The sequence below is a fragment of the Streptomyces carpinensis genome (assembly GCF_002154505.1).
Taxonomy (GTDB): Bacteria; Actinomycetota; Actinomycetes; order Streptomycetales; family Streptomycetaceae; genus Streptomyces; species Streptomyces carpinensis.
In genome coordinates, this window is sequence record NZ_MUBM01000020.1 from 1 (window position 1) to 13344 (window position 13344).

Below are 13344 nucleotides of genomic sequence, written 5' to 3' on the forward strand. Positions count from 1 at the left end.
CCCGAGTGGCTCTGTGTACTGTCACCGTGGTGTGCGGCCACAGTGGCTCCGCCAAAAACCGTTTGGCGGACGGGGGGCGACCACTGCTACATTTCCGGAGGCCGTGCGAGAGATCGAGGAGGTGGTACCCGTGAACGCAGTATCGACATGGGTGCTCCCCTCCGGGGTCACGGTCGGGCGATAGACAGGTCGTCCGGGAGCGCCGTCCCAGTGCACTCCCGAAAGGCACGACCATGCATTTCACTTCCGAGCAGCGCCTCGACGACGGCGTCCTCGAACGCGAATTCACCCTCGGTGAGATCCCCGGCATCCTGTGGACACCCGCATCCGCATCCGCACCGGTGCCGCTGATCCTGCTCGGCCCCCCTCCCCTCGGGCTGCGCAAGATGTACCCCCGACTGGTGGCCCGGGCCCGGCACTCCGCGGCGGAGGGCTTCGCCACGGCCACCATCGAGCTCCCCGGAAGCGGCGACCGGCCCCGTTGGCCCGCCGCCGAGCAGGCCCGCGCCGACCTGCGCCGGGCGATGGAGGCCGGCGAGCCGGTCAGCGACGAGATCGTCGACGCCCTCATCCTCCCGCTGGTCGAAAAGGCAGTCCCGGAATGGCAGGCCGCCCTGGACGCCCTCCTTTCGCTGCCCGAGATCGGCGGCCCGGTCGGGTACTCGGGGGGAGTGATCTCCATCGGCATCCGGCTTGCGGTGGTCGAACCGCGCATCGTGGCCGCCGGTCTCTTCGCCGGGAGTCTCGTGCCTCGCGCCATGTTCGAGGAGGCTCGGCAGGTCACTATTCCACTGCACGTCCTGCTGCAGTGGGACGACGAAGGGAACGACCGGCAGGCGGCCCTGGACCTGTTCGACGCCTTCAGCTCCAAGGAGAAGTCCCTGCACGCCAACATGGGCGGGCACACCGGCGTCCCGCAGTTCGCGGGAGACGCCGCGGCCCAGTTCTTCACCCGACATCTGAAGTGAGGCCGGACCGTCAGACCGGCAGCAGACGGTAGCTGACGTCGGCCGGCATGCCGCTCATCGAGGACAAGGTCCCGGCCCTCCGTAGCTCTCCACACCGTGGGCCCCTGCTGAACTCTCGGCAGGGGCCCGCAGTCATGAACTGTTCGATTTCTGCAGAGCTTCGAGTGCTGCCCACAGTTGTGTACAGGTGCTGTCGGTTCTCGTGAACAAAGCCACGCCGCCGATCCCCGGTAGGCAAACCCATCATGGGCAGCACCGCACAACGCATCCTGCTGGAAGCACCGTGCCCCGGATCACGGTGTGGTCGGAGGTGGTCCGGGTACGTGGCCTCCCGCCTGCGATCGCTGCCGACAGCCGGCCGTCTGCGACTTCCCGGGGGCGCGACATGGCACTTCTCCGTCAGCGACCACGCCTGCGGTCTGCAGGAATCCGACGATGCTGTGGTGGAGCTGCTGTTCCGGACGAGTTCGACCTCAGTGCGTTTCCCAGCGCGCATCCCGGTCGCCTCGACATCACGAGCGCCTGACCTTCTGGTAACGGCACCAGGTCAGTAGCCGCCGCTGCAGTGCCACTTCGTTTCGGAGTAGACGTGTTGCAGACACACGCGGGCCTGGTAGCCCGCCCCGTCACGGTGCCATCCGGTGCGCTCGTAGGCATGGCCGTTCTCTACGACGTAGAGGTAGCTGATGCGCTTCCACGAACCGGAGCCCTTGCGCTGCTGCAGCATCATCCGGCATTCGACGTTCCAGTCAGGGTCCTTCAGAAAGCGCCCCCGGGCATACCACTTACCAGAACTAGTCTTGTTCATGTCCAGCGTGGCCGTGCAGCCCTTGTACGTCACGTGCTTGACGTCGTATCGGACAGCGGCCGAAGCGCTCGTGGCCGCTCCGAGAGAGCCTGCCGCGATCAGCGTCGCCATGGTCCCGGCGACGAAGAGACGACGAAGACTGCGCGTGCACTTCTCCATCCTGCTTCCCCCTTGGCCTATGCGGTCGCGAACCTCGCGGTAACGCGATAGAACGCTAAAAGCGGGTGAACGGTCCGGGCAATACCTTGTTGGGATGAGAAGGGAGTAAACCAGCGCTGTAGTCCGGTAATCGCGCGCGGTAGCACGCGGCGTCCTACTCGCGGAACGGGGGCCGCGCTCGCCGCGACCCCACCGGCACGGAATGGGAGGCCGACATCGGAGGTTCCCGGCTTTTCCGTGAGCCTGGTGCGCATGGCAGGACCTGTCGTTGCCGTCCTGGCACCAGCCGAACGGCCGGCGGCCGTCGAACCCGACGCCCGCCGCGCGGTGCTGTTCACAGAAACCACCCTCCGTCGGTCACCACAACCGCATCCCATGGTGAGCCTGAGTGTGTGACGACTCCGAGGACCGACACGGCGACATCATCGGGGTCCGCGACCATTCGCGGTGGAGTCGAGGCGGCCTGGACATGCGGGTGAGCGGCCAAAGGACGGGCCCGCGCCGGCCCCGGTGGTCGGGTGAAGGCACGGGCCGTGTTCGGGACGCTGGGCTCAGCGCTTGATTTCCTTGATCTTCAGCATGCGCGTGATGACCTTGTCGAGTTCGTCGTCGGCGAAGACCTTCTTCCAGTCGTCCCGGACGATGGACTCGCGGCCGTAGTCCATGGCGATGAGGCAGGCGTCCGAGAACGGGTTGTCGCCCTTGAGGGTGTTGGCCAGGGCGACCTGAGTGTGCCCGAGGAGCATGGCACGGGCGGCCTTCTCCGGTACGCCGACCGTGTGGACGGTCTCGTGCAGGGCCTCGGTCAGCAGGGCGCCGACCATGCAGGCGATGGTCTCGACGAGGGTTGGCTCCAGTACGGCGAGCTGCTTGACGGTGACCCAGTGGACGTCGATCACGGGCGCGTACATCGTACGGATGACGGATTCCGCCAGTTGCTGCTTGTCGCTGTCGCCGCCCTCGTACGCGGCGACGACCTCCTGAGGGGCGGCGATGCCGCCGAAGGTGTCCTGCCACTCCTCTTTGGTGGTGCGCTCGAGGAACACCGACGGGTGGCAGGGGTGGGCGCAGGCGTAGTGGATGTCGTCGCGAACGTACAGCAGGCCCGCGTACGCGGCGGCCGGGTCGAGAGTGAGCACGACGGTGCCGGGCCTCATCAGCGGCACGAGGTCTTGGGAGACCTTGCCGAGCACGACGTCGGGAACGGCGAGGATCACCACGTCGGCCTCGGCGGCGGCGTCGGCGGACTCGGTCAGTTCGCGGCCCAGGTCGCGGATGAGCTGCCGGCCCTTGGGGGACGCCTCGCTGAAGAGCACCCGGAAGTCGCTCTTGACCAGGTTGTTGGAGACGCGCTGGCCCATCTTGCCGGCGGCCCCGATGACGGCGACGGTCTTCACGTCGACCTGGGTCTGGATCTCGGTGGCCATTACTTGCTCCTCAGGAGAGTGTCGATGCTGTGCTGCGTCCACTGGTGTTCGAGCTGGGCGGTGGCGTCGAAGCCCTCGTCCTGCCACGGGAGCCAGTGCTCCACGATCTGGTTGATGCTGCCGTGGTCCTCCGGCCGTGCCGCCCGGACGGCGGCGATCATGCCGTCGTGGTCGAGGAGACCCTCGCCCAGCGGGCAGCCTGTGTACGTGAAACCGACCCAGCCGTCCCGCCGGGTGAAGGCGAAGTCCTTGACGTGGATGTTGACCACGTACGGTGCGGTGGCGGCCACGACGTCGACGGGCCGTTCCAGGCGGGCGACGCTGTTGCCCGGGTCCAGGACGACGCCCAGGTGCGGGTCGTCGACTCCGCGGACAACGGTCAGCAGGTCTTCGGTAGATACCTGTTCGTAGGTCTCCAGGCCGAGAGTCACACCCGCGTCGGCGTACCGGGGCACGGTCTGCTTCAGCAGGGTCACCGCTTCTGCGGAGTCTGGGCGGTGGTCGGTCGTGTTGAGCATCGAGCGCATCAGGCTGACTCCCAACTCGCCTGCGATGTCGAGGTACTTGAGCAGGTGGGCGGGGCGGACACCGCGGGTGCCGAGTTCCAGGCGTAGCCCGAGGTCCCGTGCGGTGGCGCGGACGTCGGCGAGCCGGGCCGCCTCGTAGGACTCGATGGGTGCGTAGTCGCAGATCTGGAAGACCTGGCCGCCGAGCCGGGCGGTGTCACGGAGCATGTCGGTGAGGCTCATCGGCTGCGGCGCGCGGGAGGAGATGCGCCAGAAGTAGGCGTAGGTGCTGATGCCGTACGCCATCAGGCCACCCCCGCGGACGTCGGGGTGCGGATCTCGTCGAGGATGGCCTCGACGTTCGCCGGGTCGTGCGCGAACCGGCCGAGGAACAGTCCGTCCGCGGAGCCCTGGAGGCGGGTCAGCAGGCCCGGGCCCGCGCTGCCGCCGTAGATGACGGTGGATCCGCTGTGCTGCGGCCGGGTGTCGAGCCAGCCGCGCAGAGCCGTGCACACGGTCGCGATGTGGTCGGCGGAGGCCGGCTCCGGCGCGCCGATGGCCCACTGGGGTTCGTACGCCAGGACGACAGCCCCGTGGAGGCCGTGCAGCAGCCGCGCGGCCTCTGCCACGGTGCGCTCGGCGGCCGCGTGGGGGTCGGCCTGGTCGCGTTCGCCGACGCACAGGACCGGGGTGAGGCCGTTGCGCAGGGCGGCGGCCGTCTTGGCCGCGACGACCGTGTCGCCCTCGCCGTACAGGCGGCGGCGTTCGGCGTGGCCGACCTCGGCGTAGCGGCAGCCGATCTCCTGGAGGACCGGGCCGCCGATCTCGCCGGTGTAGGGGCCGGTGTCCTCGGTGGCGATGTCCTGCGCGCCGATCGCGATGTCGTACGGCGCGAGGATGCCGGCGGCCGGGACGACGGCCGTGAAGGCGGGCAGGACGAACAGGCGGGCCCTGCCCGAGGCGACGGCCGGGTGGTGCTTGGCGAGGGAGGCGATCTTGCGGGCCCAGTTGAGGGTCTGATGGTGGCCGAAGTACATCTTCAGGCTCACCCCGAGCAGGACGGCCGGTGGTGCGGGGGCAGGCATCAGGCAGCTGCCTCGTCGTTCTCGTACTCGCACATGAGCTGGACCTTCGCGGCTGACGGGGAGGTCTCGTCGAAGCGATAGGTGAGCCATTCGGCGGCCAGGCGGCGGGCGAGTTCGAGGCCGATGACGCGCTGGCCGAAGGTGAGGATCTGCGCGTTGTTGGACAGGATCGCCCGCTCGACGGAGAAGGAGTCGTGTGCGGTGACCGCGCGGATGCCCTTGACCTTGTTGGCGGCGATGGCGACGCCGAGACCGGTGCCGCACACCAGCAGGGCCCGGTCGGCCTCGCCTCGGGCGACCATCTCTGCGGCTGCGATGGCGACCTTGGGGTAGGCGGTGTGGCCGTCGGCGTCGACGCCGACGTCGGTGACCTGGGCGACCAGGGAACTGTTCTGCAGATCCCGCTTGAGCGCTTCCTTGTACTGGTAACCGGCGTCGTCGGATCCGACGACGATGCGGAGCTTTTCGGCCATATCGGTTTTCCTCAGTCCTGGTCGAGGCGGTGGTTGAGCAGAACGCCGTGGACGGCGCGGGTGATGAGCGCGAGCGAGTGTGCGCCCGCGTCCGGGGTGCCGAGGGACTTCTCGGCATGGGGCCGGGCCCGCCCCTTGCGGGGCAGCAGGTCGGCTGTGGCGGCGGCTGCCGCCTCGGCGGCGGTGGCGGCGCGGTCCCAGGCCTCGGGCAGCGCTTGGCCGTCGGCCACGGCGCGGTTCAGGGTGTCGGCGAGGGGGACAAGGACGTCGACCATGGTCTTGTCACCGACCTCGGCTCCGCCCAGCCGGCGTACGGCGGCGGAGGCCTGCGCGACCCCTTCGGAGACACGGGCCGCCGTCGGGGCGTCCTGGTCGCCGAGGGCGGCGCCGAGACAGCGCAGGATGGTGCCCCACAGGGCGCCGGAGGTGCCGCCCGCCTTGTCCGACCAGGCGTCGGCGGCGCGGGAGAGAAGGGTGCCGGCGCCCGCGCCGGCGTCGGCTGCCGCCGCGGCGGCTCGGCGGGCGGCTGTGGCGCCGCGCTGCATGCCGATGCCGTGGTCGCCGTCACCGGCGACGGCGTCGATCCGGCCGAGTTCCTCGGCGTGTGCGTCGACGGTGTCGGCCACCGCCTCCAGCGCGGACAGGACGGTGCGGGCGCTGTGCCGGGAGTTCTCGGAGGCGGCGGGAACCGCTTCAGCGGTGTCCGTGTCGCCGGCGGTGTCCGTCGCGTCGGAGGCCGGGCCCGCCGCGGACGCGTCGGGGGTACCGAAGGCGCCCTTGCGGTAGGCGGGCGCGTCGGCGGGCGCTCGCCACAGCTCCTCAAGCCGGCTGTCCAGCCAGGTCAGTGTGAGGGAGACACCGGCCATGTCGAAGCTGGTGACGAGTTCGCCGACCTCGGGGTCCACGATCTCCACGCCGGCATCGCCCAGGAGACGGGCGACCTCCCGGTAGACCACGAACAGTTCCTCGTACTTGACTGAGCCGAGGCCGTTGAGGATCACTGCGGCGCGCTGTCCGCGGGCGGCGCCGACGTCGTCGGGCAGTTCCTTCAGCAGGGTGTTCACGAGGAGCCGTGCCGCGTCGTCCGCGGTCGGCAGGGACTCCTCGCCGATGCCCGGTTCGCCGTGGATGCCGAGACCGACGGCCATGCGCGCCTCGGGGACGGTGAACAGCGGTTGGTCGGCGCCGGGGAGCGTGCAGCCGGAGAAGGCGATGCCGAAGGAGCGGGTGCGGGCGTTGGCGCGTTCGGCGACACGCACCACCTCCTGCAGCGACAGGCCCTGCTCGGCTGCGGCGGACGCGGCCTTGAAGACTGGGAGGTCGCCGGCGATGCCCCGACGCTTGGCGGAATCCTCCGGGGCCGCGCTGGAGATGTCGTCGGTGACGGCGAACGTCCGCACCTCGATGCCGTCGGCGGCGAGCCGCTGCGCGGCCTGTCCGAAGTGCAGGACGTCTCCGGCGTAGTTGCCATACATCAGCAGCACTCCCGCTCCGGCGTGCGCGGCGCGGGCCACGGAGCGGATCTGCTGGGCGGAGGGCGAGGCGAAGACGTTGCCGACGGCCGCGCCGTGTGCCAGTCCCCGGCCCACCAGGCCGGAGAAGGCCGGGTAATGGCCGGAGCCGCCACCGATGACGACCGCAACCTGTCCGGCCGGTGTGCCGCCGGCCCGGACGACCCCGCCGGTGACGGGGCGCACCCGGCGCCGGTGCGCGGCGGCGAAGCCTTCGAGGGCCTCGTCGGCGAAGGCGGCGGGGTCATTGAACAGGCGGGTCATCGAAGGGACTCCATGGGCTGGTGCTCGGGGCTGGGGGTCGGTTCCGCGGTGCGGTTGCGGGCGGCGAGCCAGATCATCAGGACGGCGGACAGGAGCATGAAGAAGCCGACCAGGTAGAGGGGGACGTAGTAGTCACCGCTCCAGTCCTTGAGCCATCCGGTGACATAGCTCGCCGCGAACCCGGCGACGTTGCCCGCCGTGTTGATCAGGGCGATGCCCGCCGCGGCGGCGGCGCCGGTCAGGAAACGGGAGGGCACGGCCCAGAAGACCGGCAGGGCGGCGAAGATGGAGCAGGCGGTCACGGTGATCACTGCGACCGTGACGGTCGGCGATCCCATGTACAGGGCCAGGGGGACGGAGATGCCGCCGACCACGGCCGGTCCGGCCACGTGCCAGGTGCGGGCGCCGTTGCGGGTGGCGTGCCGCGTCCAGAAGAACAGCACGACAGCGGCGGGAAGGTAGGGGATGGCGGTGATCCAGGCCTTGTCCATCACGCTGAACGAGGTGTCGTACTGCTCCTGGAAGCCGTTGATGATCGTCGGCAGGAAGAAGGCCAGGGCGTACAGGCCGTAGACGAAGCCGAAGTAGACCAGGGCGAGGCCCCAGACCCGGCCGCTGCCGAACGCGGCCTTGAGGTCGCCCCTGGCGTGCTTGCCCTCGTGGCCCGTCTTGTGGGCGTTCTCGGCGGCGAGCTCCTTCGTCAGCCAGTCTCGTTCGCCGGGCGTCAGCCACTTGGCGTCCGCGGGCCGGTCGATGAGGTAGAACCAGGCGATGACACCCAGCAGGATCGCGGGCAGCGAGATGAACAGGAACATCACCCGCCACCCCTCGAGGCCGAACAGGCCCTGGCGGCCGATGAGCCAGCCCGCGAGCGGCGCGCCGAAGACGGTGGTGAGGGGCTGGGCCAGGTAGAACAGCCCGAGCACCTTGGTGCGGTGCCGGGCGGGCACCCACTGGCTCAGGAAGAGGATGGCGCCCGGGAAGAAGCCCGCCTCGGCCACTCCGAGCAGGAAGCGCAGGGCGTAGAGCTGGCTGCTGCCGCTGACCCAGGTGAACAGCAGGGACACGATGCCCCAGGTCACCATGATGCGGGCCAGCCAGCGGCGGGCACCGAAGCGGTGCAGGGCCATGTTGCTGGGGACCTCGAGCACGATGTACCCGAGGAAGAAGATCCCGGACGCGAAGCCGAACTGGGCGGCTGTCAGGGCAAGGTCCTCCCCCATCCCGTTCGGCTCCGCGAACGACACGGCCGTGCGGTCCAGGTAGTTGACGAAGAACATCAACGCCACGAACGGCACGAGGCGGACGGAAACCTTCTTGATGGCAGTTCTCTCGACTGCCGTGGATGGCGGCTCGGCACCCATAGCGACTCCTCGGCTCGCCCGGACCACCGTGTCCGGGGTGGGTCACGCCGGCGGCACGAGGAAGCTCGTCCGACCGGCTCGCACCTCACGCTAAGCCCCACATCCGAAATTGGTCACCAATTTACCAGTGTGCCGTGGGTCACAAAAAGTATCGAAGTCCGGCGTTGACAGAGCCGACCTGGCCTCAAAGGAAGGCACAGGTCAGCGACACACGGTCCGATCTGGTTGACTGGTGACCGTGACCCGTCAGCCTGATCAGCAGCACCCCGCCGCCCCAGACCTGGCCCAACTCCTGCGCCCCGTGGTGCGCGAGTCCTCCGTCAGCGAGGTCGCCAAGCGGCTCCTCGACCACCTGTCCGCCGGCGACATCCGACCCGGCACCCGGCTCCCCGCCGAACGACAGCTGGCCGAAGCCCTCGGAGTCGCGCGTTCCAGCGTGCGCGGGGCGCTGTCCGCACTGGACGTACTCGGCATCATCGAGATCCGCCCCGGATCCGGCTCCTACGTCCGCGAGGGCACCTCCGAGTTCCTGCCCCGCGCGATCAACTGGGGGTTGATGCTCGGCCAGCGCCGCACCCAGGACCTGGTCGAGGTACGCACCTACATGGAGGGCGTCTCCGCCCGCCTGGCCGCCGAGCGCGCCACCGACGAGGACGTGGCACGGCTGGAGGAACACCTGCGGCACATGCGCGACGCCGGTGGCGACGTGAAGGCGTTCATCGACGCGGACATCGCCTTTCACCTCGAGTGCGCGAGCATCGCTCGCAACTCCGTGCTCAGCGACATCCTGCACAGCATCCGCGCGCTTCTTCAGGTGTGGATGGAGCGCGTCAGCGACATCGAGGGCACCGTCAGCGGCACGCTGTGCGAACACGGCGCGGTACTCCAGGCCATCCGCGACCGCGACCCCGAGGCCGCCGACCGCGCCATGGCCGAGCACATGCAGATGGCCAGCGCCCGGCTGCGCGCATCGATGCAGACCAGTTCCTGACACCCTCCCGCGGGCACCCGGCACCACCGACCACCGCGCCCGGAACCCACGGGTCCGGAATTGACGGGCTCAGTGCGGCAGCCCGGCGCGCCGCAGTTCATGGACCCCGGCGCTGGACGCCCGCGTCTGGCTCCGGGCGTCGACAGCGGCCGCCGGACCGTGGGCGCAGACCCCGGGCAGCGCCGCACGCTCCGGACTCGCGAAGATGGGTCTCAGATGCAGACGACGGGGCAGCCACGCCGGATCGAGTGCTGGGCAGCGCGCAGGAACAGTGCGACGTGGAAGGCTGTGTCCAGGTCAGTGCTCCACAGTCCTGTTCGAGTAGCGGCCAGTTCCGTTGCTTGGTCCATGAACCACATGCTCAGGTCGAGGTTGTCGCATGTCGCCGGGGTTTCGGGCGGCAGTCCGATGGCTGCCGCCAGCTTCTCCGCCAGTGGTAGCACCTGGGGAGCGCCGGCGACCATGGTCGACTCGCAGTAGCCGGAGTCGATGGGCAACCAGATCTCCTCATCGAGCGAGAGGGGCACGAGCACGGTCCAGCCGCAAAGGGTCTCCGATTCCTCTTGTGACAGGTGCGTCTGGCACAAGGCGAGGAACCCGGCCATGGAGGGTGTCAGCTTCTCCTCGAAGGCCTGCCCCGAGCCAGATGCGAAGTCCGTCTCCGGGGGTACGTCCTCGTAGGGCGGCAGACTCCTCCGCCTGAGCTCAGCGTTGAGCGCTGAGGCGACTTCACCCCATCCGTCTTCCTCGTCACCGAACCATTCCTCCGCGCCGACGCTCATCAGGTACACACCCACGTGGGGAAGTTACTGCGCGCATCTGACATCGATCAGTGAGCTAACGAGCTCGTGCCGGGTAGGGCCTGTTGCGAAAGTGCCTCGTCTGTCAGACCTGCCTGGGATGCTTCGAGCATGGAGATGACAGTGCAGCTGACGATCGACTGCTCCGATCCGCAGGCAATGGTGACTTTCTGGGCCGAGGCCCTGGGCTACGTGCCTGAGCCTCCACCAGGCGGGCACGCCACGTGGCGTGCTTACTGGGCGGCGGAGGGGGTGCCCGAGGCAGAGTTGCCGGCCGGCGCCGGGGATCTTCCGGAGTCGATCATCGATCCCGCGGGACGTGGACCGAGGGTGTGGTTCCAGCAGGTTCCGGAGCCGAAGGTCGCCAAGAACCGGTGGCACTTCGACCTGAAGGTCGGTGGGGGCCGTGACGTCCCACTGGACGTCCGCACACAGCGGGTCAAGGCTACGGTGGAACGGCTGGTCAAAGCTGGTGCCACCGTGCTGCGGATCAAGGATGAGCCGGGCATGGGGCTCTACGCCGCCGCCGTGCAGGACCCCGAGGGCAACGAATTCGACGTCGTGTGAGGGCCGTTCTCAGTGTGCTGGTCACAGCCACTCGTTCACGGCTGCGACCAGCACAGTCGCCTCGTAGCGGACGGAGAGCCTGTCGTACCTCGTGGCCCCTGCCCTATGCCTTCTAAGTCGGTTGATCCCGCACTCAACCGCATGGCGCTGCCGGTAATCCACCGCACCGAAACGCGGCGGTCGGCCGCCACGGGAGCCGAGCTTCCTGCGGTTGCGGGCCTGGTCAGCCTTGTATGAGATAGTGCAGCGGATTACACGGCGGCGCAGGTAGCTCGGTTCTTGCGGAGGAGTACGCCCGATCGCGCGTACTCGATCGGGGCGGACGCGCGGCCGGCCCGATCCGATGCGGGGTACGCGGACACTCTCCAGCAGGGGCTCGAATTGTGGCGAGTCGCCGCGCTGCCCGGCCGTCACCACGATCGACATGGGCTTTCCGCTGATGTCAGACATCAGCGAGCCGCTTGACTGGGGCAGGGAGTCAGGCCTCCCCGAAGATGCCGCTCACTCTGCCGCAGTCCCCGTACTGGTCGGCTGTAGGTACTGCTGCGCCAGGTGCAGGAATGATTCGGTGGCCGTGTGTGCCGGGATGGCCGACCAGGCGGGTAGAGGGTGACGGAGTCGGCGTCGGCGTCGGCCGACGGAAGGTAACGAACACCGGGGTGGGCATGGTGGTGGCTGGTGCCTTCGGCGGTGACGCCGACGGCTTCCCCGGTGGCGATGGCGGTGAGCCACTCGTCCACACCCGGAACCTGGATGGTGTGGGGGCTTTGACCCTCGGGCCAGAGGTCAGAGCCGGTGGTGGTGGCCGTGGAGCACAGCGCGTGCCCCGGGGTTGCCACCATTCGCGCCATGGGGCGGTGCCCTGCCTGACGGTACTGCCGAAAGATGACGCGACAGCGCTCGTATGCCAGCGACCTGCCAGATGCAAGTGGCGCGACGCCTGAACCTCGGGCCGAACAATCTCACCGGGACAGAACTCTCTGTCAGCTGATGCGCGCTCCCGTGCCGCTGACACGGACGCGCGGGTCGCCCGCGCGCAGCGTCACCGTGAGTTCGCCGGGGCGGCCCAGGTCCTCGCCCTGGTGCAGGGTGAGCACGGCGTCCTCGGGGACCAGGCCGAGCTCACGGGCATACGCACCGAACGCGGCGGCTGCGGCACCGGTTGCCGGGTCTTCTACGACGCCGCCGACGGGGAACGGATCACGGACATGGAAGACCGTGTCCGACTCTCGCCACACCAACTGGACCGTGGTCAGGTCCAAGCGGTGCATCAGGGCTTCGAGGCGCGCGAAGTCGTACGCGAGATCTGCGAGGCGCGCGCGTGTCGCCGCCGCGAGGACCAGATGGCGGGCACCTGCGAACGCGACATGGGGCGGGAAGGCCGGGTCGAGATCGGCGGCCGGCCAGCTGAGCGCAGCGAGTGCCTCCGTGATGTCGGCATCGGCGATCTCCTCGATGTGCGGCTCGACACTGGTGAGTGTGGCCCTGACCGTCCCGTCCTCCTCGGCCACTTCCACCGGCACGGTGCCGGCGCGCGTCGCGAATACCAACTCCCCGGGGCCTATCCGCTCGGCGAGCGCGATGGCGGTCGCAACGGTGGCGTGCCCGCAGAACGGCACCTCGGCTTTGGGGCTGAAGTAACGAATGCTGTACGCCCGCCCCTCCTGGCCGCCGAGGCCCTCCGGGGGCGCGGTCAGGAACGCGGACTCCGAGTATCCGAGATCGGCGGCGATAGCCAGCATGTCGCTGTCATCCAGGGCGGTGGCGTCCAGAACGACGCCGGCGGGGTTTCCGCCGTCCGGGGCGCTGGAGAAGGCGGTGTATCGCAGGACCTCGGGCCGCGGCGCATTGGTCGTCATGTTTGCGGCAACACGGGGCGAGCCCGCGACTATTCCGGCCTCTTCCTCGGCCTGGACGTCCACAAGGGCGAACACCACGCCACCGCCGTCACCTCAACCGGGAAGAAGCCTCCGACCAGCGGCTACCCAACAGCGAGCCCAAACTCCGCGAAGTCCTGGCGAATTTGCAGGCCGAGCACGGCACCGTGCTCCTGATCGTCCACCGGCCGGCCTCCATCGGCGCATGCCCATCGCAGTCGCCCACGACATGAGTGGCCAGGACGCCTGTCTGCCCGGTCTCACGATGCGCCGGATCGCCGATCTCCATCCCGGCAAGGCTCTACGCGCGGACGCCATCCCCGGGCTGGTCCGACGCGCGGGGCAAGCGAGGAGACCCGTGCTGTGAAGTCACGACGGCGAACCGGGCCCGCCGGCGTGGTGAAGGCCATCGTCTACTCGCGCGATGGCGCCGCATTGGACACTGCGCCACCCGGCAGGACCTGACCGTCCACCGCTGCGTGAACCGCGGCAAAGGTGGCGCCCGCGAGGAGTAGATCAGCGAGGCCCACAACCTGTTGCTGGC

Annotated in this window: 12 protein-coding genes and 1 pseudogene; 4 read left to right on the forward strand and 9 right to left on the reverse strand. The window is 69.2% G+C overall.

Going from position 1 to position 13344, the window contains the following annotated elements; all coding sequences use genetic code 11:
- Positions 1-233 precede the first annotated feature (233 nt).
- Positions 234-968 carry an alpha/beta hydrolase gene (locus BZY54_RS03750; protein ID WP_086723097.1) on the forward strand — a complete coding sequence of 245 codons (735 nt, stop codon included), beginning with the start codon at positions 234-236 and terminating at the stop codon, positions 966-968.
- A 547-nt stretch (positions 969-1515) separates the two neighbouring features.
- On the opposite strand, the gene BZY54_RS50165 is transcribed toward BZY54_RS03750, so the two are convergent.
- From BZY54_RS50165 to BZY54_RS03785, 7 genes are all read right to left on the reverse strand, one after another.
- Positions 1516-1935, reverse strand: a complete 420-nt coding sequence (locus BZY54_RS50165; RefSeq protein ID WP_143667989.1) for a hypothetical protein — start codon at positions 1933-1935, stop codon at positions 1516-1518.
- Between the two features lie 551 nt (positions 1936-2486).
- Entirely contained in the window at positions 2487-3362 is an 876-nt protein-coding gene (locus tag BZY54_RS03760; protein ID WP_086723099.1) for a phosphogluconate dehydrogenase C-terminal domain-containing protein, read from the reverse strand.
- The gene (locus BZY54_RS03765) at positions 3362-4174 is read right to left on the reverse strand and encodes a sugar phosphate isomerase/epimerase family protein (RefSeq protein ID WP_086723100.1); all 813 of its coding nucleotides are present in this window, start codon (positions 4172-4174) and stop codon (positions 3362-3364) included. The genes BZY54_RS03760 and BZY54_RS03765 overlap by 1 nt, the downstream gene beginning before the upstream one ends.
- Positions 4174-4953 (reverse strand): triose-phosphate isomerase, encoded by a 780-nt coding sequence (locus BZY54_RS03770; RefSeq protein WP_086723101.1) that lies wholly within the window; start codon positions 4951-4953, stop codon positions 4174-4176. Before BZY54_RS03770 ends, BZY54_RS03765 begins: the two co-directional genes overlap by 1 nt.
- Complete coding sequence (locus tag BZY54_RS03775) at positions 4953-5426, reverse strand: ribose-5-phosphate isomerase (protein WP_086723102.1); 474 nt, start codon at positions 5424-5426, stop codon at positions 4953-4955. The genes BZY54_RS03770 and BZY54_RS03775 overlap by 1 nt, the downstream gene beginning before the upstream one ends.
- A gap of 11 nt (positions 5427-5437) precedes the next feature.
- Positions 5438-7201, reverse strand: coding sequence for a dihydroxyacetone kinase family protein (locus BZY54_RS03780; RefSeq protein WP_086723103.1), 1764 nt, complete (start codon positions 7199-7201; stop codon positions 5438-5440).
- Positions 7198-8565: an MFS transporter gene (locus BZY54_RS03785; RefSeq protein WP_086723104.1), complete on the reverse strand. Its 1368-nt coding sequence runs from the start codon at positions 8563-8565 to the stop codon at positions 7198-7200. Before BZY54_RS03785 ends, BZY54_RS03780 begins: the two co-directional genes overlap by 4 nt.
- A gap of 232 nt (positions 8566-8797) precedes the next feature.
- On the opposite strand from BZY54_RS03785, the gene BZY54_RS03790 reads away from it, so the two are divergent.
- A complete protein-coding gene (locus BZY54_RS03790; protein ID WP_086723105.1) occupies positions 8798-9556 on the forward strand; it encodes a FadR/GntR family transcriptional regulator in 759 nt (252 codons plus the stop codon).
- Positions 9557-9768: 212 nt separating this feature from the next.
- On the opposite strand, the gene BZY54_RS03795 is transcribed toward BZY54_RS03790, so the two are convergent.
- Entirely contained in the window at positions 9769-10353 is a 585-nt protein-coding gene (locus BZY54_RS03795) for a hypothetical protein (RefSeq protein ID WP_086723106.1), read from the reverse strand.
- A gap of 114 nt (positions 10354-10467) precedes the next feature.
- Between BZY54_RS03795 and BZY54_RS03800 the strand changes: the two genes are divergently transcribed.
- Positions 10468-10923 carry a VOC family protein gene (locus tag BZY54_RS03800; RefSeq protein ID WP_086723107.1) on the forward strand — a complete coding sequence of 152 codons (456 nt, stop codon included), beginning with the start codon at positions 10468-10470 and terminating at the stop codon, positions 10921-10923.
- A gap of 983 nt (positions 10924-11906) precedes the next feature.
- Here the strand turns inward: BZY54_RS03800 and BZY54_RS03815 are convergent.
- Positions 11907-12782: a PhzF family phenazine biosynthesis protein gene (locus BZY54_RS03815; protein WP_086723108.1), complete on the reverse strand. Its 876-nt coding sequence runs from the start codon at positions 12780-12782 to the stop codon at positions 11907-11909.
- Between BZY54_RS03815 and BZY54_RS03820 the strand changes: the two are divergent.
- Positions 12771-13101, forward strand: a pseudogene (locus tag BZY54_RS03820) (IS110 family transposase); the annotation flags it as partial. The gene BZY54_RS03815 and the pseudogene BZY54_RS03820 sit on opposite strands and share 12 nt — an antisense overlap.
- Positions 13102-13344 lie beyond the last annotated feature (243 nt).